Source organism: Dactylosporangium aurantiacum (genome assembly GCF_000716715.1).
Lineage (GTDB): Bacteria > Actinomycetota > Actinomycetes > Mycobacteriales > Micromonosporaceae > Dactylosporangium > Dactylosporangium aurantiacum.
The window spans coordinates 110,884-133,343 of sequence record NZ_JNYJ01000018.1 but is presented as its reverse complement, the minus strand read 5'-3'; the positions used below and the strand labels follow the sequence as shown (position 1 = coordinate 133,343).

At 68.9% G+C, this 22,460-nt stretch carries 20 protein-coding genes and 1 pseudogene; 13 read left to right on the top strand and 8 right to left on the bottom strand.

What is annotated here, in order from left to right; translation table 11 throughout:
* Positions 1-897: 897 nt before the first annotated feature.
* The 3 genes from OP18_RS21355 to OP18_RS21345 all read right to left on the bottom strand — a co-directional run bounded on the left by OP18_RS21355 (position 898) and on the right by OP18_RS21345 (position 3,142).
* The gene (locus OP18_RS21355; protein ID WP_156089679.1) at positions 898-1,296 is read right to left on the bottom strand and encodes a hypothetical protein; all 399 of its coding nucleotides are present in this window, start codon (positions 1,294-1,296) and stop codon (positions 898-900) included.
* 149 nt (positions 1,297-1,445) lie between these two features.
* Positions 1,446-2,237, bottom strand: coding sequence for an inositol monophosphatase family protein (locus OP18_RS21350; RefSeq protein WP_033360727.1), 792 nt, complete (start codon positions 2,235-2,237; stop codon positions 1,446-1,448).
* Positions 2,234-3,142: a DUF5919 domain-containing protein gene (locus tag OP18_RS21345; RefSeq protein WP_033360726.1), complete on the bottom strand. Its 909-nt coding sequence runs from the start codon at positions 3,140-3,142 to the stop codon at positions 2,234-2,236. Before OP18_RS21345 ends, OP18_RS21350 begins: the two co-directional genes overlap by 4 nt.
* A gap of 504 nt (positions 3,143-3,646) precedes the next feature.
* Here OP18_RS21345 and OP18_RS21340 point away from each other — a divergent pair.
* From OP18_RS21340 to OP18_RS21290, 12 genes are all read left to right on the top strand, one after another.
* Positions 3,647-3,850: a hypothetical protein gene (locus tag OP18_RS21340; protein WP_156089678.1), complete on the top strand. Its 204-nt coding sequence runs from the start codon at positions 3,647-3,649 to the stop codon at positions 3,848-3,850.
* Positions 3,851-4,146: 296 nt separating this feature from the next.
* Entirely contained in the window at positions 4,147-5,439 is a 1,293-nt protein-coding gene (locus OP18_RS21335; RefSeq protein WP_245635486.1) for an APC family permease, read from the top strand.
* Positions 5,436-6,440 carry an acetamidase/formamidase family protein gene (locus OP18_RS21330; protein WP_245635484.1) on the top strand — a complete coding sequence of 335 codons (1,005 nt, stop codon included), beginning with the start codon at positions 5,436-5,438 and terminating at the stop codon, positions 6,438-6,440. The genes OP18_RS21335 and OP18_RS21330 overlap by 4 nt, the downstream gene beginning before the upstream one ends.
* Before the next feature lie 6 nt (positions 6,441-6,446).
* Positions 6,447-7,184 carry a GPP34 family phosphoprotein gene (locus tag OP18_RS21325; RefSeq protein WP_033360723.1) on the top strand — a complete coding sequence of 246 codons (738 nt, stop codon included), beginning with the start codon at positions 6,447-6,449 and terminating at the stop codon, positions 7,182-7,184.
* Positions 7,185-7,438: 254 nt separating this feature from the next.
* Positions 7,439-9,778 carry a hypothetical protein gene (locus tag OP18_RS21320; RefSeq protein WP_033360722.1) on the top strand — a complete coding sequence of 780 codons (2,340 nt, stop codon included), beginning with the start codon at positions 7,439-7,441 and terminating at the stop codon, positions 9,776-9,778.
* Between the two features lie 217 nt (positions 9,779-9,995).
* The gene (locus OP18_RS21315; RefSeq protein ID WP_156089677.1) at positions 9,996-11,534 is read left to right on the top strand and encodes a hypothetical protein; all 1,539 of its coding nucleotides are present in this window, start codon (positions 9,996-9,998) and stop codon (positions 11,532-11,534) included.
* A gap of 46 nt (positions 11,535-11,580) precedes the next feature.
* A complete protein-coding gene (locus OP18_RS21310; protein ID WP_052387065.1) occupies positions 11,581-12,429 on the top strand; it encodes an SAM-dependent methyltransferase in 849 nt (282 codons plus the stop codon).
* A gap of 167 nt (positions 12,430-12,596) precedes the next feature.
* A complete protein-coding gene (locus OP18_RS21305) occupies positions 12,597-13,718 on the top strand; it encodes a radical SAM protein (protein WP_033360720.1) in 1,122 nt (373 codons plus the stop codon).
* Positions 13,715-13,888 (top strand): hypothetical protein, encoded by a 174-nt coding sequence (locus OP18_RS57370; RefSeq protein WP_156089676.1) that lies wholly within the window; start codon positions 13,715-13,717, stop codon positions 13,886-13,888. Before OP18_RS21305 ends, OP18_RS57370 begins: the two co-directional genes overlap by 4 nt.
* 84 nt (positions 13,889-13,972) lie before the next feature.
* Positions 13,973-14,797, top strand: a complete 825-nt coding sequence (locus OP18_RS21300) for a protein kinase family protein (RefSeq protein ID WP_033360719.1) — start codon at positions 13,973-13,975, stop codon at positions 14,795-14,797.
* A 478-nt stretch (positions 14,798-15,275) separates the two neighbouring features.
* Positions 15,276-15,587 (top strand): transposase, encoded by a 312-nt coding sequence (locus OP18_RS21295; protein ID WP_033360718.1) that lies wholly within the window; start codon positions 15,276-15,278, stop codon positions 15,585-15,587.
* Positions 15,584-16,477: an IS3 family transposase gene (locus tag OP18_RS21290; protein WP_033360717.1), complete on the top strand. Its 894-nt coding sequence runs from the start codon at positions 15,584-15,586 to the stop codon at positions 16,475-16,477. Before OP18_RS21295 ends, OP18_RS21290 begins: the two co-directional genes overlap by 4 nt.
* A 32-nt stretch (positions 16,478-16,509) precedes the next feature.
* Here the strand turns inward: OP18_RS21290 and OP18_RS21285 are convergent, their stop codons facing one another.
* The gene (locus OP18_RS21285) at positions 16,510-17,025 is read right to left on the bottom strand and encodes a hypothetical protein (protein ID WP_033360716.1); all 516 of its coding nucleotides are present in this window, start codon (positions 17,023-17,025) and stop codon (positions 16,510-16,512) included.
* Between the two features lie 149 nt (positions 17,026-17,174).
* Positions 17,175-17,456, bottom strand: coding sequence for a hypothetical protein (locus OP18_RS21280; RefSeq protein ID WP_156089675.1), 282 nt, complete (start codon positions 17,454-17,456; stop codon positions 17,175-17,177).
* A 235-nt stretch (positions 17,457-17,691) separates the two neighbouring features.
* Here OP18_RS21280 and OP18_RS62590 point away from each other — a divergent pair.
* Positions 17,692-17,859, top strand: a pseudogene (locus OP18_RS62590) (hypothetical protein); the annotation flags it as partial.
* Here the strand turns inward: OP18_RS62590 and OP18_RS21275 are convergent.
* From OP18_RS21275 to OP18_RS21265, 3 genes are read right to left on the bottom strand one after another with little or no spacing between them, the layout of a single operon-like run.
* Entirely contained in the window at positions 17,837-19,762 is a 1,926-nt protein-coding gene (locus OP18_RS21275; RefSeq protein ID WP_211273626.1) for a cellulose binding domain-containing protein, read from the bottom strand. The pseudogene OP18_RS62590 and the gene OP18_RS21275 sit on opposite strands and share 23 nt — an antisense overlap.
* Positions 19,763-19,798: 36 nt before the next feature.
* A complete protein-coding gene (locus tag OP18_RS21270; protein WP_081970962.1) occupies positions 19,799-21,037 on the bottom strand; it encodes a CBM35 domain-containing protein in 1,239 nt (412 codons plus the stop codon).
* A 19-nt stretch (positions 21,038-21,056) separates the two neighbouring features.
* Positions 21,057-22,460, bottom strand: coding sequence for a GDSL-type esterase/lipase family protein (locus OP18_RS21265; protein ID WP_081970961.1), 1,404 nt, complete (start codon positions 22,458-22,460; stop codon positions 21,057-21,059).

Sequence of the window (22,460 nt, the reverse complement as noted above, 5' to 3'; positions counted from 1 at the left end):
AACCAACTACCGGAGACCTCGCCCATTGTCGATCTCCGACACGCACCCAACCACGTCAGGGCAGGTCAAGCACCACGCCCGAGTTCGACACACGACCTAAACGACGACCTGCATTCGGACACGAGCGAGCACCGCGACTGCGGCCCAACATCCCGGTCCCCCGGCGCTACGGGGAGTGGCGATATCCACATTGGCGCCCGCGAGCGACCGGCATGAGCGCGTACGTGATTTTGATTAGGATCGATCAAAATCCGGGCGGCTGAACAGAATCTGACTCTGGGATCGACTGCTGCGGCTTCCGTCGGCGGGTCGGAGGAGCCTTACGCGCAAGCGCCCCAACAGCGCGCAGGTTCGATGGAACCTCGGACTCGGGAGGTCCCTGCTCAAGGACACGTATGGTCGCCTGAAGGGTGGTCAGAGCCTCAGCGACGGGAACGTCCAGTGTCGTGATGAGCTTGTCGAACGTCCGCTCGAACAGATTCGCCCGCTTGTTGTGCCGGATGGTCCGACAGACCGGCACCGCGATTGCGGCAGCGATGCTTCCGAAGCCGACGGCAGAAGCAAGAGAGATCCAGGTCAGCGACACCACAACACTCCCAGTCGGACCCGTGTCTGCCCCCACTGGCTTTCGGCGGTCTCGAACTGCGGTGCTCGAGGACGCCGGCTTGGCAGCCGCGTCCTCGGCGGCCGGGCAGGAGGCTCGGATCGGATCCGTACGGCGGCGATAATCGCGACCGCGTTCTCGGTGCGAGCGCGATTCGCAACGACCCAGCAGGTCACTTCGATCAACGCAACGGCCATAACGCCGAGAATCGCCAGTGCGTACGCTCCCGCTGCTTTGCCAGCCACGAGTGCAGCTCCCAAGCCGCTGACGGCGGCGATCGTCTTCACGGCCGATCAGCTGGCCTTGGGCTCAGTTTGACCCCTGCGCAAGTCCCGATCGCGGTCGAAGATGTCCAAGAGCTGGTAGAGAGCCGCCTTCTGTTCATCGTCATAGGCGGACGAGGAACGGATCACTGCCCGAACGTCGACGCTCGGACTCAGCGCCGGAGTGGCCAGGCCAGCAAGCTGAAGAGCCTCGTCCTTGGGAATGTTCAGGACTTCGGCAAGCGCAAGGACGTTGCGGCGCCGCGAGCTTCGGTTACGAATGCTCGCGTGCTGCAGGCTTGCGATTACCGTGTGCTGAACACCCGAACGCTCGACGAGTTGGCGGACAGTCATTGCTTGCGCGTCCAACTCTCGTTGCACACGGAGCCAGAAGTCGTACGAAGGGCCTCGGCTCCCCATGTTTCGCATGACGTCACAATAGCTCACAAGAGCTATTGTGACAACCGATGCTCCGGCGAGCCTGCTGGTCAACCTAGGCTCACCTGGTTGTTAGCCGCCTGCAGTATCGCTTCTCGACATGTGGGGTTGCCGACCCGCGCACGCGGCGACACTTCGATTCACCCGACCGCCGGCCCGACGATGTTGAGGAGCTGACGAGCGAGGTGCGGCGATGCGCCGATGGTCGCGTTCGAGCTGGATGTGTGATCGGAGCCGTCGCGGTCCATGAGATGGGCTCCGGCCTCGCGGGCGATGACTATCCCAGCGGCGGTGTCCCATGGCTTGTTGGACAGCATGACCATGGCGTCGATCTTGCCTTCGGCGAGCCATACCAGGTCGATGGCGGCGGAACCATGCATGCGGATGCGTTGGGCATGTGCGGCGAGCCGTGTGGTGATCGCGAGCCGGAGTTGGTTCTTCGGTCCGGCGTCCGCACCGACGCTGTAGTCGCCGATGGCGACGACTGCATCGTGCAACTGGCGTGTGGTGCTGGTCTGGATGCGGTGGCCGTTGGCGTAGGCGCCGTGGTGTTCGACGGCGGTGTAACGGGAGCCGAGGAACGGCAGGTCGACCACGCCGAGGACGGAGCGGTCGCCGGTGATGAGTCCGAGGGAGACGCCGCAGAGCGGGCTGCCGTGGACGAAGTTGACGGTGCCGTCGACCGGATCGAGTGCCCACATCAGCTCGCTCTGCTGCCCGCTGAACCCTTCCTCCTCGCCGAGGAAGTGAATGTCCGGGGTGGCGTCGGCGAGGAAGGCGCGGACTTCCCGCTCGATGGCGTAGTCGACTTCGCTGGCCATGTCGCGGTCGCCCTTGGCGGTGAGGACGCCGGGTTGCATGGTTCGCATGGTCTTGCTGGCAAGGTCGACTGCGGTGGTAGCGATCGGCAGCAGGTCGGAGTAGTTCGTCATAGCGGGCGGCTGGCCTTCCAGAGGGTGGCGAAGATTTCCTCGAACGTGGCGTAGAGCCCGGTGTTCGGGGTGCGCTGTTCGATGACCACGGTGGGGGACTCGACGCCACGCGCCGTGGGCAGGTAAGGCTGTGCGATGCAGAGGCGCTTGTCCACGAGGACGACGTTGAACCGGATCGTCTGGTCGTAGGTGCCGAGCGCCAAGCAGTCGCGTTTGTCGGCCGGGAGCCGGTCGCGGACCCGGCGCAAGAGTTGGATGTTCATCTCGGTAAGCACGCGCAGCTGCGGGCCGGGGTGTCCCTCTTCGCGCTCACGGGCCTTGATGGCGTCACCTTCCGGATCCAGGAACAGGCAACGGATCCGGGTTCCGCTTTCGAGCAGGGAGATGAGTTTGGTGTCGGCGTACTGCTGGCAGATCAGGTTGAGCGAGAGTCCTGCGATACGAATGTCCTTGGCGGTGTCGAGGAGCGTGTGCGGTGGCATCGCGGACATGAACTCTGATCGGCTGGCGTAAACCGCAGTGACGTCGCCGAAACGTGCTGGGTCTGCGCCATCGTTGTACCGCTTGGTATTTGGAGCAGAGGAGACTGCCGGCCTACCTGTAGTTGCCTGGCTGCGGTCACCGAGGAACAGCACCGTCCGAGCTGGCTCGGGGATCCCAAGGCCGTTCACGATCCGGGCGAGCACCTCGATGGTCGACACCCGACGGGCGCGGCTCATTATCTCGCTTACTTGTGCCTGGCTGAGGCCGGTGGCGATGCCGATCTGCGTCTGGCTTGCCTGGCTCACCTTCTGGACGAGGCGGAAAAGCTGGCCGACGTCGCGGTCGGCGAGCGCATCGAGCAGGACGGAGTCCTGCCAGAAACTGGCTGGTATCTGCATCACGTCGAAGGCTCGTCCGCGCATCGACTGTCCTCTTCTCCTCGAAGTGCCACCAATATATCCCGCGGCCGGATATCAGGCTTCCCGAATTATCTCCCCAGGGGATCACCCGATGCGATGGGAGATTCGTGCTTCGGCAGGCAGGGTCGTTCCATGAACCGGCCGTCAGGGCGCGTCAGCAAAGCGCGGAACGCTATCACAATGTGCCAACGGCATTCGCCACCGACGCGCGCATGTCTCGCCGGCCGCTCGGCGAACACGGGTGTCCGCTATCGCTTGGTGAGAAGGGACGACATGACAGCACGGCAACCGGCCGGACCAGTCCTATCGGACGGTTTCGACGCCGTACCGGACGGCTCGGCACCGGGTTCGGTGCACGTCATCCGGCGTCTCGTCCCGACGGCTTCGACAGCTGCGGGCCGGCGGCCGGGCGAACCGGAGCAGCCCTGCTTCAGCCTCGCGTCACTCCTGGTCTGCGACGGGTGTGACCGGCCCATGCAGCCGTCCCGGACCGCGGATGACCACCGCGTGTACCTGTTCCTGTGCGGCTGCCGCCGAGACGTCATCGACGCGGAGCTCGTGGAGCGGCTCGCGGGCGACCGGGTGGAGGCGGAGTCGATGTGGCTGGCCGACCTCGGACCTGACGGGCTCGGTGCGGTGTTCAAGAGCCTCTTCGCGGAGGTGCGTATCGGTGCGGGCGCCGAGGAACTGGCGTACCGCTGGCGGATCTAGACCTCTGCCCGCCGTCGCTGCGTTGGCTGAGGCGGCGGGCAGATCCAGAAAAGCACCTTGAACGACCAAGAAATACAGCATCCGCGCGTCAGGCGGTGGCGCGTGTGGTGAGTCGTGCCCGCCAGCCCACTCACGGTTGGCGGCGATGTGACCAAATGGGGAGGACGGCAGCGATGAGTACGGAACAGCGCCTACCGGTCGAGTACGGCAGGCCGACACCGGCGGCTACCGGGAAGGAGTTGGGGCTTCGGCGGACGCTAGGGCTGCGTGACCTGGTGTTCTACGGCCTTGTCTTCATGGTGCCGATTGCGCCGATGGGGATCTTCGGGTCGGTGTACAACGGCTCCGGTGGCATGGTCGCCCTCGCATACCTGATCGGGATGGTGGCGATGGTGTTCACCGCCGCGTCCTACGCCCAGATGGTGAAGGCGTTCCCGCTCGCTGGGTCGGTCTACAACTATGCCGGGAGGGGTATCGGCGCGCCGGTGGGGTTCCTGGCCGGGTGGGCGATCCTGCTGGACTACCTGCTGGTCCCGAGCCTGCTGTACCTGATCGCGGCGGTTGCGATGCACGCCACCGTTCCGGCGGTGCCGGTGTGGGCGTGGTTGCTCGGGTTCGTGGGGTTCAACACGGTCGTCAACCTGCTCGGTATCCGGATGACCGCCTTGATCACCAGGATCATGCTGATCGGCGAACTCATCGTCCTGGCGATCTTCCTCGCCGCCGGTGTGAACGCGTTGCTGGAGGGCCGCGGTCGCGGGTTCTCGTGGGAGCCGCTGTTCAACAGCGGCACCTCCACGTGGCCGCTGGTGTTCGGTGCCGTGTCGATCGCCGTGCTCAGCTTCCTGGGCTTCGACGGCATCTCCATGCTGGCCGAGGAGAACAAGGGCGGGCCGAGCCAGATCGGCCGGGCGATGGCCGCCGCCCTCGCCCTCGCTGGCGTGCTGTTCATCGTGCAGACCTGGGTCGCCGCGCTCCTCGTGCCGGACCCGGCCGGTCTCCTGGCCAACGGCGACCCGGACGGTGTCGCGTTCTACGACGCCGCCCGGCAGGCGGGCGGGGCGTGGCTGGCGACGCTGTGCGCCGTCGCGACCGCCATCGCGTGGGGTGTCGCGAACTCCCTCGTTGCGCAGGTGGCCACGTCCAGGTTGTTGTTCGCGATGGCCCGCGACCGGCAACTCCCCGCCTTCCTGCGCAGGATCTCGGTTCGGTACGGCGTCCCGGCCAACGCGATCGTGCTCACCGGTGTGCTGTCCGTGGCGATCGGCCTGTACATGGCCTGGCGCTCCGACGGCATCGCCCTGCTCTCCAGTCTGATTAACTTCGGGGCGTTGACCGCGTTCCTGGTGCTGCACGTCGCCGTGGTCTGGCACTACCTGATCCGCAAACGGTCCCAAAACCTGTGGTCGCACCTGCTCGTCCCGGCCGCCGGGTTCGCGATCCTCGGCTCCGTCGTCATCAACGCCGACGTCGCCGCTCAGCAGCTCGGGTTCGTCTGGATCGGTGTCGGTGCCGTCGTCCTGATCGGGCTGTACGCCACCGGTCGCCGCCCGACGCTGTCCGGTCTCAACGGGGACGGCCGGCCGTGACGCAGCCGATCAGCGTCGTGGACTACGAGCAGGACGAGCCGACGCTCTACACCTTCGGCGGCGCGGAACCGGTGACGATGCTCCGCCCCGGGCAGGTCCTGCGCACGGTCGCGGAGGACTGCTTCAGCGGTGCCGTGCTGACCCCGGACGATCTGCCGTCGAAGGTCTGCGAGTTGTTCAATCCTGTCGTCGGGCCGTTCTACGTCCAGGGCGCGGAGCCTGGCGACACCCTCGCCGTGCACCTGCTGGCGCTGGACCCGGCGCGGGACTGGGGCATGTCGGCGACGTTCCCACACTTCGGCGCGTTGACCGCGACCCGCACCACGGCGATGCTGCACCCGCCCCTGCAGGAGCGGGTCTGGCAGTACGACATCGACCGGCACGCCAGTGTGGTCCGCTACCACGCCCGCCGCAGCGACTACACGGTCGAGCTGCCGCTCGATCCGATGCTCGGCACAGTCGGGGTCGCGCCGGCGGGCGGGGAGGTCCGCTCCACGATCGTCCCGGACGCGCACGGCGGGAACCTCGACGTGCCGGAGCTGCGGGCCGGGACCACGCTGTATCTCGGTGTCAACGTGCCTGGCGCATTGCTGGCGTTCGGGGACGGGCACGCCCGCCAAGGCCAGGGGGAGGTGTGCGGCGTCGGGGTCGAGTGCGCGATGCGGGTCACCCTCGCCGTCGACCTCATCAAACACGTGCCGACGCCATGGCCGCGGATCGAAACCGACCACCAACTGATGTCGATCGGCGCTGCCCGGCCACTCGAGGACGCGTACCGCATCAGCCAGCACGACCTCGTCACCTGGGTCGCCGAGCTGACCGGCCTGGACCTCCTCGACGCCTACCAGCTCGTGTCGCAGGCCGGGCGGGCAGCGCCGGGCAACGTCTGCGACCCGCTGTACACGATGCACGCCGCGATCGACACCGCCATCCTGCGCGGGGCCACCGTCTACGGCGGCGTGCACCGGCGGTTGCGTGCCCTCGCCGGGGCGATGTGGTGACCGGTCATGGTCTATCCGATCGGCGAGGCACCACCACCGAACCTGCGGCAGCCGCTGCGGGTGGAACTGTTCTTCCTCACCCACTCCGAGACCGGCGAACCCCTCGCCCACGCCGGCGCCCTCGCCGTGGCCCTGGCCGGGGCGGTCATCATCGACCATCTGCTCCGGCCGCTGTGGCGGCAGACCCCGGACCACCAGATCCAGCCGTTCGAACGGCTCCGCGTCGTCGGCCCGCAGGTCATCGTGCTCAACCCGGACGTGTCCGGCGACCCCGTCGCGGACTGGGCGATCACCGCGCTCGGCGGCGCCCGGGTCAGGTCCGTCTCGGAACGGCAGCGGTCGACAGCGATGCGCGAGGCGATCCGCACCCTCGCCGTGCACGCCTACGAGCGCACCACGGCCGGGCTGTACGCCGGGGACCTTGCCCGCGAGGTCATCAAGCGCGGTCTGGGCCGTGCACGACGCCTGTACCCGCCGACCGACCCGGGCAACATCGCCCGGGTCCGCGGCCGGTTGTGCAGCGTCCTGACCGGCTACATCCACCCCGACCCGCAGACCGACGCGCTCGGCGGCCTGATCCGCGCCCTGGATCTCACGTCCGTGCTGTATCTCGATCGCCCCGACCTGCGGGACCTGCTCGCACGGATGACCGCTCGAGTCGAGGAACACGACCCGGCGGTCCACCAGATCCTGACCGCCACTGACGATCTGATCGCCGGGACGGCGGTGCCGGTGTACGGATGACCGACCTTTCACCAGGCGGTGTGCACGTCCCGGCCGGTCGACGTCCGGCCTGGTACGAGCGGCTGGGCAGCGGCACCAACGCCTTTTACCCGCCGGGGGCGAGCCGCTGCCTTGCGGGGTGGCCCCCGCCCGAGCCTCCCCGGGCACGGGCCACCTCGCACTCACGAACGCAACCTGCGCAAACCGCGCCCGCACGCCTGGCGGGAAGCACTGCCCACGCCGGTCGCGGCGTCCGATCGTCTGGAGGTCCTACGATGACCCGCCGCACCGGCAAGCACCACAACCCGCGTCTGAACGACCGCTGCGCTGCCGTGAGCCGCGCCGCCGTGAGCCGTGCCGGCAGGCTGCTGGACGAGGGCCGGGAAGCCGAGGCCCGGGCTCTGTTGGAGGGGACGCTGCCGCCGCAGCCGCCGGCCGGGGCGGCACCGGACCGGCGGCTGATCGACGCCGCTGTCGTCTGGGTCCACGCCACCCGCGAGGACCCGGACACCTACCCGGCCCGGCTGACCTGGGCCCGCTACGCCTATCACGCCAGCCGTGCCCTGCCCGGCACCAGCGCGGACCTCGACCGGCGCCAGGACAGCATCGACGCCTACGCCAGCGCCCTGAACCGGCTCGAACAGTACGAGGAGGCGTTCGCCGTCTGCCGGGAAGGTATTGACCTCGCCTTCGCCCGCGGCGACGTCGACGACGTCTTGGACCGCCGGATCGTCCTCGCCACCGGGGAATACGACCGGCGGTGCGACGCCGCCGGCCGTGACGCGCTCACCGCGCTCACCGAGCGGCATGCACGCCACCCGGACACCAGCATCATCAGCCTCGTCCAGACCGTGCCGATCCTCCTCGGCTTGGAGACCTGTCACCGCCACGATCAGGCCGACACCGTCGCCGCCTGGATCCGGGTGACCGACCTCGACGACACCAGCCACCTCGATGCCATCCTCGACAGCATCGGGGCGCACACCGGCGTCGGTGTGCACCACACCGCCCGCGTCCACGCCGATACCGTCTGCGCCCGCGCCGACTGCCCCGTACAGGACCCGAACGGCGCCACCCCACCCGCCGAACGGCAGCGAGCCATGACAGCCCGGCTCCTCGGCCTGCTCCTGACCGGATACGACCCGGATAGCGCGGCACCGCACCCGGTGCTCATCAAGGTCGCCAGCCGGTACACGGCCGTAGCCGACCCCAACCCCGGCGGGCACACGCCGCCACCTACGGCGTGGGCGCGGTACGCCCACGAAGCCGTCCTCCAAGTCCCCCGTCTCGGCTGGGCGCAGGCGATCACCGCGACCCGTGCAGCCGCCGGCACGCTCCAGCGGCTCGGCCACCCACACGAGGCAGACCAAGCCTGGCAGCGCCTCGCCGCGTTCACCGACCGCCTCGACGCCGACGACACCGTCACCTGCCGCATCGCCACCGCCGAGGAGCACTACCACGACGGCCGCTGCGAACAGGCACTCGCCACCGCCACCACTGCCGTCACCGCCTGGCGCGCGCAGCAGACCCACACCTCCCCCGCCGGGACGATCGCCGTAGTGCGGGCCGAGCCGCTGTTCGACGGCTGCCACCGCCACGGCGAGCACCCCGACAGCCACCCCATCGACATCTCAGCGTTCACCGACGGCGACAACGCCACCCTGTTCGCGCTGTACTGCCAGGGCCTGACCGTCATGGCCGAGCACGCCCGCACCTACCACCCCGACGACGCGTGCACCGACCAGACGTGCCGCGAGGAGCTCGCGCTCGCCGCCGACATCCCGCACCGGCAGCTGCTGCGCACCGTCACACCCCGCTACGAGGAAGGGCACTATGACGAGGTCTCCGCCACCATCGGCGAACACCTCGCCACCGTCGACCCCGCCGCCAGCCCGGTCGCTGCGGGGCTGTCCGGCCTCGCGCTGCTCTACTGCGACAGCGCCGCGTTCACCGCCAGAACCGGCAGCGACCCCGACCGCGCTGCAGCACTCCGGCCCTCGGTGCTGGCCTGGGCTCGATACGCCCGCCGCGCGGCGGACGAACTGGACCCCACCCGAGCGCAGTGGATCAGCGCGAGCCGGGCCGTGATGCGCGCCGTGGGGCTCTGCGGCGCGCATACCGACGCGATCCAGGTCGCTAACGAAGTTCTCGACCATCAGCTCGCCGCCCACGACACCGCCGGCGCCATCACCGCCCGCCTCGACCTCGCCGACGCGCTGCACGCCGCCGGCCGCTGCGACGAAGCCGCCACCGAGGCCGACACCGCCTGGACCGCCGCCCAGCGCCACTACAACCCAGCCAACCCGGAGGAGCGGTTCACCGCCCTCCTCGTCGGGCTCGGGGTCGGCGCTCTGCACGGCGACTGCCACCGTCACCAGCAGGCCGCGGACGCGATCGACACCGCCGTCCGGCACTACACAGCAGACCCGGACACCGGCCCGCCGGTCCACGACCGGGAGCATCGCTGGCGGGCCGCCAACGCCGCCATCATGCGACGCCGGGAACGCCACGCCGCCGCCTACCACCCGGACGGGACGTGCGGGCAGCACGAAGCGCAGATCGCCGCCCTCGTGCACCGCATGTGCGGTGACCGGCTCACCGGAGCACCCGCATGACCGCGCCGCGACCCCCACGCAGGGCAGCACCTGCCGCGGTCCGCACGGTCTGCGCGGTGCGCCGCAACCGGCAACGGCAGGGCGTCGGCCGGCAGACGCTCACCGGTCAGCACACCGACCTCGGTCAACCCATCGGCCTGGCGGATCGGCCGCGCCTGTACCCGATGCGGCGTCCTGCGGCACCCGGTCGAGGTCCCGTCTGGCTGGACCTGCTGGCATGACCGGGCACCGTCGGGCGTATGCCCCGCCGAGCGTGTCGGCACGCCGCGCCGCCGCAGTAGCCGCTGTCAAGCTGCTCGATGAGGGCCGCTACGACGAGGCCAGCACCCTGCTGTCCAGCCTCCTACCGCCCGGCGATCCGATCACCGTCGGACCGAACCGGCAACTGATCAACGCCGCCGTCCTCTACGTCGAGTCCACCCACGCCGACCCGACCGCCGTCCCGTCGCCGCTGGCCTGGGCACGCTACGCCCACCACGCCAGCCGCCACCTGCCCGGCCCACCGGACCACGGCCTGATGCTGGCCAGCGCCGACGCCCTCAGCCAGGCGCTGCGCCGCCTCGGCCACCACCACGACGCGATCACCACCATCCGAACGGCGATCACCCTCGCCGACGCCCACGGCAACACCGACGCCGCCCTCGACCGGCACATCTCACTGGCCGACGCGCTGCACCGCGCCGGCCGATGCGCCGAGGCCGGCCACACGGCCAAAGCCGCGATCACCAACCATCGTCGACACCACCGCATCACCAACGTCGCCGACCTCATCGCGACCATGCAGGCGTTCACCATGCTCGAAGCCTGCCACCAGCACCGGGCAGCGACCGCGCTCACCGCACAGCTCCGCCTCACCGACGTCCCCGACGTTCCCGGCAAGCCGGCCATAGGGCGCCTGCTCACCCTCGCCGCGCACCTCGGACCCGCCCGCCGCGAACACGCCCAGCGCCACCACCCCAACGACGAATGCACACGAGCAGGCTGCCCGGTCCGCGCCAGCACGCACCACGTCGACGCGTCCGGTCACGCGGATCCGCTGCTCATGCGGTTCATCACCGCATGCCTGAACAGACTCGACCCATACGAGGCCCCACCCCACCGCACGCTGGCTGACGTCGCCGCCTGGTACACGACGGTCGCTGAACCCCGCCCGGCACCCCTGCGCCGAACCCGGTCCACCCAGCTGCGGCCCTCACCATTGGCCTGGGCCGGGTACATCCACCGCACCGCGCTGCGCCAGCACGGCGCCGACCTCGACCAGATCCACACCGCGAACGACCGCTACGCACGAGCGGTGCAACGGTACGCGTGGCCAGTCCACACCCCGGCCGCCTGGCGCGACACCGTCCGGCTCGCCGACCAACTCGACCACCGCGACGCCGCCGCCCTCTGCCGCCTTCGCCTGGCCATCACCCTGCACGCCAACGGACGGTGCACCGCCGGCATCCGCGAAGCGGACACCGCCGCCGACGACTGGCTGACCCGACACCCTCAGAGCAGCCCGACCAGCTGCACCCTGCTGCTCCACGCCACCTTCATGCGGATCGGCTGCCACCGCCACACGGAAACCCACCGATACCCACTCATGCGCTACCTCCACGCCACACACCCCACCGCCACGGTCCTGCAACTGCTCGACCAGGCCGCAACCACAGCCACCCACCACAGCCAGACCTTCCACCCAAACCCCTGCCACCACGACACGTGCCACCTCAACGCTGACCCAGCCTCCTCACAACAGCAGGCCCAACCGTGACCCTCCACCACCCGCAGTCCAAAACCGACGCCGAGGGGAGAACACGATGACCGCCAGCCAAGCCGGCGTGCCGGAGGTACCGGTTGACCTGGACCGGCTCGGCGTCGACACCACCCGACCGCACCCAGCCCGCCGCTACGATTACCTGCTCGGTGGGAAGGACAACTTCGCCGCCGACCGGGCCTCGGCAGACGAACTCGCCCTGACGTTCCCGCACATCCGCACCGCCGCGCGAGAGAACCGCAGGTTCCTGATCCGCGCCGTGCGCTGGCTGGCGCGGGCCGGAGTGCGTCAGTTCCTCGACGTCGGTACCGGGTACCCCACCGCACCCAACGTGCACGAAGCCGCCCACGCCATCAACCCGGACAGTCGGGTGCTGTACGTGGACAACGACCCGGTGGTCGTCGCCCACGCCCGCGCCCTGCTCACCAGTCCCCAGCCCGACGCCATCGGCTACCTGCAGGCAGACCTCCGCAACCCGGCAACCATCCTGAACAGTGCCCAGGCACACGCCACGCTCGACTTCCACCAGCCGATCGGACTGCTGCTCGTGGCGGTCCTGCACTTCCTCGACGACACCGACCACCCCTATCAGGTGGTCAACACCCTCATCGAACGGCTCCCACCCGGCAGCTACCTCGCCCTGTCCCACGTCACCTTCGACCCGCTGCCCGACGACACGACCCGCAACCTCACCGCCCTCGCCCGACCCACCGCCAGGCACGGAACATTCCGCGCCCGCACCCGCGACGAGATCGCACAGTTCGTCAGCGGACTCGACCTCATCGACCCCGGCCTCGTGTCGGTCGTCGACTGGCACCCGGACGAGAATCCGAAACCCGAGGCGCCCGCCGAGCAGGCGGCGTTCGACGCAGCGGTGGCAAGGCTGCCATGAGGTGTACTCCTCGATCGCCGGATGCGCTGCACGGGCAGATGCGCAGACAGTCCCGCGAACGTCGGACCGCAACCAGAGCCCGACGTCCGACACGGACCCCATCCGCCGCCGTGCGACGTGCACGTCACGCCAAGCCACATCCAGCCGCAGCACCGAAAGGGGCACAGATGCAAGTGATCGTCAGCCCGCAGGAGGACATCTACGTTGCCGTACGGCCAGGTGTGCAGGCGGGGATGCAGCTTCCCAGGGCGCACTACGAGGAACTCGCCGCGGCGGCGACGCACGGGCACCCGGTGCCGACGTGGTTCGCCGACGCTGCCCAGCAGGCATGGCAGATCGACGTCGCCGGGCGCCCGACCGGCAGCGTCGTGACGGTACGCCGTCCCTCCACCGCGCCGGTGACCTACAGCCGCGCCTCCTGGGAGATCAACAAGGGCTGCAACTTCGCCTGCGAACACTGCTACCTCGAACAACGACCCTTCGCCGGGCTACCTCTGGACGAGAAGCTGACGTTGATCGACATGCTGCAGGACGTCGGCGTGCTCTGGTTCCAGATCACCGGCGGCGAACCCCTCATCGACCCCGACTTCCCGCCCGCCTACGAATACGCCCACGACGCCGGGATGATGCTCGAGATCCTCACCAACGGCTCCCGCCTCGCCCGCCCCGACCACGTCGCCATGTTCACCGCCCGCCGACCGCACAAGATCACAGTCTCGATGTACGGGGCGAGCCCCGACACCGCCGACGCCCTCACCCAGACCCGAGGCGCGTTCAGGACCATGTACCGCGGCCTGCAGGCAGCCGCAGCCGCCGGCCTGCCCGTCGAGGTGACGATCATCATCACCAGACACAACGTCGCCGAGCTAGACGACATGCGCGCGTTGATCGACGAGATCGACCTTCCCCGCCGCGAGTACGGGTCCATCTCCCCGACATACACCGGGAACGGATCCACCCTCGACACGCAGGTGCCGGGCTACCTCGACAAGAGCGCGATCTTCGCCGGCTGCCCCGCCGGGCACACGTCCTTCCACGTCGACCCGCACGGCTTCGCCACGATGTGCAAGGTCGGCCGCGACCACCCCATCAGCCTGATCACGGAAGGCCCCGAAGGGCTGAGACGTCTGCCAGGAATCGCAGACACCCAAATGCTTCGCACAGGTGGCTGCAGCGGCTGCACGCTCTCCTCCACCTGCCGGGTATGCCGACCCATGGCCCGCGTGTACCAGGAAGCGAAGGCACCACTGGAACACTACTGTCAACACGGCGAGAGGAACCCAGCATGACCGTCACCGCTGTCCAGATCACCCCGCGCCCAGCACCGACCAGCACCACCCCGACTCCCGTGGCCGCTGGCGGCGGCGCCGAGCCCACCGGCATCGTCATCGTCGCCGACGTCGAGGCCCTCACCCGCACCAACCAGCCTGGCTGCGGCGACGACAACCCATATCGCTGACCCTAGACCGAAATGTAGGAGCCCCGGGCGGCTGCCCGTGCCATGGCGGCGCCGTCCGGGCACTGCATCCCGCGAGGAACAGACGTGTCAACCATCCGTATTCCGTACGAGCACCTCCCACCGGCCGCGCGGGCGGCGATCGAAGCGACAACCGGGCCCGTCCTGTCCACCGAGTCGCCGGCCGAAGGGTTGAACAGCGCCGTCGCCGCCAAGCTCCACACGGCAACCGGGGCGTACTTCGTGAAGGCGCTGCCGAGTGACCACCGCTGGGTCTGGACACAGCAGCGCGAGGCCGACATCGCCCCCTACGTGCGCTCCGTCGCCCCCAGACTGATCGCCCACACCGTGACCAGCGGATGGAACATCCTCATCTTCGAGGCCCTGCCCGGCCGCCACGCCGACTACCAGCCGGGCTCCGCAGACCTGCCCAAGGTCGCACACCTCATCCGCCGCATCGGCGAACTCCCGACACCGCAGATCGAGCTACGGGACGCGACCCAACGCCTGGCCGCCTACGTGACCCACGACGACGACCTTCTACACTTCGCCGGCGACACGCTGCTGCACACCGACTGGAACAACAGCAACATCATCATCGGCGATGACGCCCGGATCGTGGACTGGGGCTGGGCCACCCGCGGCGCACCCTGGCTCGACACCGCCTACTGGACGATCTGGCTCATCGCCGCCGGGCATGACCCCGAATCCGCCGAGTGTCACGCCGTTCAGATCCCCTCGTGGCATTCCGCCAGCACCGCAGGACTGAATGCGTTCGCCGCCGCCAACGCGCGACTCTGGACTGAGATTGGCGGCGACCACCCAGACCCATGGACCAAACGCATCATGACCGCCGCAAACGACTGGCACGAGTACCGGCTATCCAAACCACTGCGTCATACCGACCAATGACCTTGCCGCTGGTAGGACGACGCAAGCGCCACGACGGCACCGTCATCGTCTCCCGCCAGCCTGCCGTCATCAATTCACCGCGTGCTGCTCCGGGTCCCCTGAGAACACCGCGAACCGGCCGGCAACTCTTGGTGACACGGCACGGCCGCATGCCTTCGGTCGCGAGATGCGGCACCGGATGGCCGCAGACACATTGGTCGTCTAACTTGATCTTTAACCTTTTCGGCGGGGCCTTGGGTTCGTCGTCTTCGTTCCAGGTCTGGGTGGTTGCTGGATTCGTTGCTGGTGATGATGTAGACGTCGTGGCGGCGGGTGGGTTGGCGGTTCGGTTGTCCGGGTGGCCGGCCGGGTCCTGGCCGGGATGGTTTCGGTGCACCGGCGGGGCATGCGCTTTTCGTGCGGAGGTGCCGAAGTGAGCCACCCCCGCTTTCATGGAGCTTCTTGATCATGGTCTGATGGGCCGTGGGGAGGAAGATCCGTGGCAGCACCGAAGAAGTACCCCGACGATCTGCGGCAGCGCGCTGTGCGCCTGTATCGGGAGTCGGACCCCAAGCCGGTGATCCGCCGGCTGGCTGAGCAGCTGGGCGTGCATCACGAGGCGTTGCGAAACTGGATCCGGCAGGCTGAGGCTGATGCCGGGGAGCGCACCGACCGGCCGTCCAGCGACCTCCTCGAAGAGAACCGCAGGCTGGCGCGGGAGAACGCTGAGCTGCGGCGGGCGAACGAGATCCTGAAAGCGGCGAGCGCGTATTTCGCCTCGGAGCTCGACCCGACCCGGCGACGGTCATGACGTTCATCGACGAACACTCGGACCGCTTCGCGGTCGCGCTCCTGTTACGGGTTCTGCAGATTTCCACTTCGACCTACTACGCCTGGCGCAAGCGGTTCGCTGACCCGTGCGACCGGGACCTGGTCGACCTGGGGTTGCTGTCCAACATCTATGACATCTGGACCGCGTCCGGCTGCACATATGGCGCGGACCGGGTCCACCGACAGCTGCGCCGTGACGGGATCCGCGTCGGCCGCAAACGTGTCGAGCGGCTGATGGCGGGCCAGGGCTGGCAGGGAGCATTCCTGCGCCGCGGCTGGCGCGGCGGCTCAACGGTGCAGGACCCGAAGGCGACGCCGGCGCCGGACCTGGTGAACCGGCACTTCACCGCGACCGCACCGGACCGGTTGTGGGTCGCTGACGCCACCCGTATCCGCTGTGGTGACGGCGTGTTCTGGCTCGCCGCGGTCCGCGACGCGTTCTCCAACCGGATCGTCGGGTGGAAGGCCGGTGACCGCTGCGACACGGACCTGATCCTCGGTGCCCTCGAGTACGGCATCTGGTCCCGCGACGTGCGCGACCAGCAACTGGTCCACCACTCCGACAGGGGCTCGAACACCTCCAAGGCGTTCGCCGCCGCCTGCACCGCAGCCGGTGTCCGGCAGTCGATGAGCGCCGTCGGCAGCTCCGCAGACAACGCCGCCGCGGAATCGTTCAACGCCTCACTGAAACGCGAGACCCTGCAAGGCCGCCGCGCCTACACCGACGAACACGACGCCCGACTCACCACCTTCCGATGGCTGCACCGCTACAACACCGTCCGCCGCCACTCCAGGCTCGGACACCGATCACCGATCGCCTACGAAGCAGCAACCCGACCAACGACAGCTACGCTGCCCCAAGCCGCATAATCACGTGTCCAAGATCAGGGGCGAAGGCCCTCCTATTGCAGCATCGTCGACACCGGTTCGCCGACGTCGACTTGGGCACCGGCAGGGAGCCCGTGACGCAGGAGTGCTCTTCCGGCTTCATGGTGATGTAGCAGCGCCGGGTGCGACACGGTGCGGCGGAATGCGGCGGTCACTGGCATGCCGAAATAGATCCGTGGCTGGTCGGTCGGCCAGGTCGGTTCGAGGACCTGGCTGTTGCGGTCAACGCACCAGGCGTGTTGGACGCCGACCGGGAACGGGGACGCACCAGCGACGCCTTCGACGTAAGCATGTCCGCTGGCGTCGGACAGCTCGGCGGCATTGTGGTAGCACCTGCCGTTGCGGCCGCGGAAGTCTGCGGCGTGCTCTGTGGCTGGGGCGGTGAAGATGCGGCCGTGCTGGAGCAGCAGCGCCTCGAACGACCGGAACCGCCAGGTCCGCGTCTCGACCGGCGCTTGCATCTCGGCGAGGTCGGCCACGAGTTGCAGCGGGCGAAGCAAGACGGCGATCTGCGCTACATGCAGCGGCATCGGACCAGGTCAATCGTGCCCGGGACCGATGGCAGTCGCGTCATGGTGAGGTGGCAACAGAGAGCCCTGTCGTTGCACGACGAATCTGTGCCGATCGCGGCACGACGCTGCCGCTCGAAGCATGTCGGCATGTTGCTCCAGAATCGGTGTCAGGCGGTTGGCGGTGGGCTGTTGAGGATGCGGGCGAGATGCGCAGCGGTCCTCGTGTATGAGCCGGTCGACGCTCCGACGGCGTCCAGGCCGTCGTGTTCGTCGTACAGACCGCGTCGCGTGCAGACCAGGACTGCCTCATCGTCGAGCACGAGCTGCAACGCATCATCTGGGGTCACCACGAGCAGCTGCCCATCGGCTCGGCGGATCAGTGCGGTGCGCCCCTGCGAGCCCGCATGCAACGCCAGTACATGCCGGGCGGTAACCCGTGGCAATATCATTCGGCCATTGTGGCAAGGCCGGCGCGGCGCGGCCACAACTGTGTGGGGTGCGGGTTCGTGCTCGGCCGCGGCCCTCATCGGTGCCGTCCAGTACGTCGGACCGGCTGGCATAAGCTCACCGTGTTGTCGACCCAGCTGTCCTGGTCGACGTCTTGTACGGCGAGCATGTCGGTCATGCTCACCTCGTCGGCGGACCGCATGATGTCCGGGATCTCGAACGGGTCGCGGCCCCGACGGCGTCGCCGTCGGGGCCGAGGGCGCCGTCTGGGTCGCGCTGTGGAGCAGCGACGCGGTGCACCGCTGCAGCCCGACGGGCACCTCGACGCTGTTGTCGAGATGCCCGCCCCTCAGACGTTCAAAAGGCCGGGCCGCCGAGGCGGCTAGCTGGTTCGTACGAGGCTGAAGTCGTCGGCGTAGATCCAGTTGCCGGCGTTCGCGTCGGACGAGACGCCGACCTGGATCGAGCCGTTGCTCACCGTGATGCCGGTGATGCTGACCTGGGTCCAGTTGCTGATCGACTGGCTGATCGAGCGGTTCAGCTGGCCGCCGCCGTAGTTCTTGGCGTACAGGTTCGCGCTCTTCTGCCCGCCGCTGCTCTTCACCCAGGCCGACAGGGTGTACGTGCCGTTGGGGACCGAGATGTTCTGATAGACGTTCGCGGTGTAGGCCGAGGACGCGGACTGCGCCATCGACCAGCGGCCGGTGTGACCGCCGGAGTGGTTCGCGACGTTCGCCGAGCCCGTCCAGCCCGCCATCGTGCTCTGTGACACGCGGTCGGCCTCGACGCTGGGGTTCAGGACGTAGTTGTTGCCGCGGCCCACCGACCAGGTCCCGGCGGCGGCGTCGACGTTCCACTGGCTGAGCGAGTTGAAGATCGGCGTCTTGCCGTTGAAGCTGACCGGAACCCACTGGTTGTAGCCGATGCCGTTGCCGGCGAAGTCGCTCCAGCGGTCACCGCCGAACATGACGAACGATCCGGCGGAGCCGTTGACCGCGAACGCCAGGCCGGTCTGGGTCACGTGGGAGAAATCGGCGTCCGTGCCTTGCATGACGAACTCGGACGAGTACCCGCTGGAGACCTTCGACGACGTGATGCAGTAGGTGTGCGAGGCGTTCCAGCCGTGCAGGTCGGAGGAGCAGAAGTAGTACGTGCCGGCGTGCTTGAACATCACGTTGCCCTCACGCCCGCCGGCGGAGCTGTTGAAGATGTTCGCGGCCGGCTCGACCTGCAGGTAGTCCGACGGGCGCAGCCGTGCCACGTACAGGTGGCTGCGGCCCCTCACGTTGCTGAAGGCCAGGTACGCCTGCCCGTCGTCGTCGACGAACACCGACTGGTCGCCGGTCATGTCGTTGACGACGTTGCCGATGGTCGCCTGGGTGGCCGCCTTGGTGAAATGGCCGTTCGGCGTGCTGCTGGTGGCGAACACCAGCCCGCTGTTGAGCTGGGAGATCAGCACGTACTTGCCGGTGTTCGGGTTGCGGGCGACGCCGATGCGCCCGACCCACCCTGCGCCGCCGAGGTCGGCGGCGGTCAGCACGTTGCCTTCGAACTTCCAGTGCGCCAGGTCGGTCGAGGAGTACGCGGTGATCGCGTTGAAGGACGTGTCGCCGTTCTTGCCTGCGCCGGGGTTGTTGTAATACGTGACCGCGCCGTTGTACTTCGCGCCGTACCAGTAGTAGGTGTTGCCGACCTTCAGCACCCCGCCGCCCTGGGAGTAGATCGGGTTACCGGAGGTGTCCTTCCAGAAGACGTCGTTCTGCACCACCGCACCGCCGGCCGGTCCCGGCGACACGCTCGGGCTCGGGCTGGCCGTGCGGCTCGGCGAGGCGGAGGGGGTGGCGGAGGGCGTGGCGGTGACCTTGCCGGTGCAGGCCACGCCGTTGAGCGTGAAGCTGGTCGGGTCACCTGGGTAGGCAGAGCCGGAGAAGGTGCCGTTGAAGCCGATGCCGGTGCTGGCGTTCGTGCCGAGCGCGCCGTTGTAGTCGACGCTGGCCGCGGTCACCTGCTGGCCGGACTGGTTGAAGGTGGCGCTCCAGCCCTGGCCGACCGCCTCACCGCCAGGCAACGTGAAGCCCAGCGTCCAGCTCGTGAGCGGCGAGCCGAGGTTGGTGACGGAGATGTTCGCGGTGAATCCGCCGGACCACGTGGTGGTGGTGTAGGCGACCTGGCAGCCGCTCGCGGCGCTCGCGTTCGTGGTGAGACCGACCGCCGCGACGCCGGCGGTGAGCACCATCGCGGCGACCGCGGCGACCCGAACGCGGGTGCGCGGTCCGCTGCGTCGGCCCTGGTCGTTCGACTCTGACATGACGGTGTTCCTCTTCTCTGTGATGTGGAGCTCGCACTATCTGAGGTAGGCGGCGAGCGGGATCTGCTGGTCGCGGAGCGCCTTGGCGATGACGCCGGCGATCTGGCGGGCGCCGGCCGCCTCGAAGTGGGTGTGGTCGGTGCAGAAGAACGTGCCGACCGGGCCGGCGCCGTAGTCCCCGTTGAACGGGCAGAGGTGCAGGCTGTTGTACAGCGTGTAGCTCAGCCGGTGCAGGTCGATGACGGGCACGGCGTTGGCGCTGCCGGCCGTGTTCGTCTCGGTGATGAAGCCGCGGTTGCCGACGGCGGTGCTGCCGGAGCAGGTGAGCGCGGCGGCCGGGGTCAGGAACACGGGGTTCGCCCCGCGGGCCTTCGCGGCCTGGGCCATCATGCCCAGCAGCTGCTGGTACCGCGCGGACCCGACGTGCCGGGGGCAAGCGCTGGTCCCGTCGTTGATGCCGAACTGGATCAGCAGGTAGTCCCCGCGCTGCATGCCGGTAGCCGGGTCCAGCATCGCCTGCCAGCGCGACGAGTACGTCGAGGGGTTGATCACGCACTCCCCCGCCGAGTTGGTCGCGCTGGTGACGTTCGGGTCGTACAGCCACGTCTGGATGCTGCGCCCGCCGACGGCGCTGTTGCGCACCGTCACGTTGCCGGTGAAGTACTGGGCGAACTGGTTGCCCCAGCCGACGGGGCACACCGCGCCACCGGACGGGTCGGCGACCGTGGAGTCGCCGGCCAGCCACACCGTGACCCGTGCCTGCGGCGACGGCGGGCTCGACGACGGCGGGGCGCACGGTGTCGGGCTCGGCGACGGGCCGGCGGCCAGTTCCAGGTAGTCGATGTTCGGCAGGCCGTCGGCGGTGGTGGGGCTGAACCGGACCGTGTTGCCGCCGGCGTTCAGGTTCGCCGTCAGCGTGCTGGTCGACCAGGTCGTCCACGCGCCGGTGCCGGCGAAGGCCAGGGTCGTCACCCGCGTGCCGTTGACCAGCACGTCCGCCGGGCGCCCGGCGGTGGTGCCGTTGGCGAACCGTACCGCCAACGACACCACCCCGGCCGAGGCGGCATCGACCGTGAACTGCACCGCCGCACCCACGGCGTTCGAACCGTTGCAGAACCCGCTACCCGAATAGCCCGCGTGGTTGCTGTCGACCGTGCCGGTACAGGCCGCCGCCTCCGCCTCATACCGGGTGGCGGCGGCCGTGGCGATCGTGGCTCCCAGCCCGGTGACGACCGCCGCCACCGCCACGACCCCGATGATCAGTCTTCGATGCATGTCGCTCCCCTCAAAAGACTCAGATGTACTGGTCGAGGATCGGCCGGAGCCGCTGCGCGATCTTGGCGTGGCCGGCCTCGGTCGGGTGGACGTTGTCCGACGTGTCCGTGGCCGGGTCGACCCAGCCGCTGGTGTCGACGAAGTGCACCTTCGTGTCGCCCGCGCCGGTACGGCTGGCGACGGCATTGCGGGTCTCGGTCACGTACCGGCCCCGGAACACGCCCATCGCGAAGATCTCCGCGTCCGGGTAGGCCTGCCGGACCCGCTGCAGCATGACGACGTACTGCTGCTGGAACTGCGCGGTGGTGACGCCGTGCCCGACGTCGTTGGTGCCGAGGTTGATAACCACGGCGGCCGCCCGGTAGGTGCCGAAGTTCCAGTCGTCGGTGCTCACCCACGCCGACGAGCGGCGGAACCAGTCGACCATGCCGTAGCAGTCCTGGTTGACCAGGCACGCGCCGCCCTGCGCGACCTGGGTGTGTGCTGCGCCGAGCGCTTCGGCGGTGAGCCACGGGTAAGCGGTGAACGGCCGGTTCACGTTGGGCTGGCCGACGGTGATGGAGTCACCGATGAACTCGACGAGGTTCACCGGCCTGCTCACCGGCTGAGTGGTCGCCCCGGCGGCGAGGACGAGCCCGCCGAAGACCGGGTCGCCGGTGTACGAGCCGGCCCGCTCCCGGTAGCCGATGCGCACGGTGTGCGTGCCTCCGGCGAGGCCGGTTGCGAGGGTGACGGTGCCGGAGACATTACGGCGCCACTGCGGCGGCGCCTGGTCGACGGAGTAGTACAGGTCGATGGCGTTGCGCTGCCGTACGCCGATCGTCGTGCCGGTGAAGCGGGTCTCGAGATAGCCGCCGGCCCAGCCCATCGACGGGTAGGCCGGGTCGGTGGTGTTCCACCGACCGTAGTACTGGATGTTCGGGTCGTCCGGGCGGCCCGTACCGGTGGTGGTGCTTCCGGCGGTGACGTCGAGGGCGTCGATGTTGGGCAGGCCGTCGGCGGTGGTGGGGCTGAAGCGGACGGTGTTGCTGCCCGCGTTGAGGGTCACGGTCAGCGTGCTGGTCGTCCAGGTTGTCCACGCGCCGGTGCCGGCGAAGGTCAGGGTCGTCACCCGCGTGCCATTGACCAGCACGTCCGCCGGGCGCCCGGCGGTGGTGCCGCTGGCGAACCGGACCCCCAACGACGCCACCCCGGCCGAAGCCGCGGTCACCGTGAACTGCAGCGCCGCACCCACCGCGTTCGAACCGTTGCAGAACCCGCTACCCGAATAGCCCGCATGATTGCTGTCAATCGTGCCGGTGCACACCGCCGGCGCCGTCTCCGCCTCGTAGCGGGTGGCGGCCGCCGTCGCCGCATTACCGGTCAGGACGGTGACGGCGGCGGCGATCACCGCTCCGGCGGCCAGGAGGGATCTCAGTCGCAT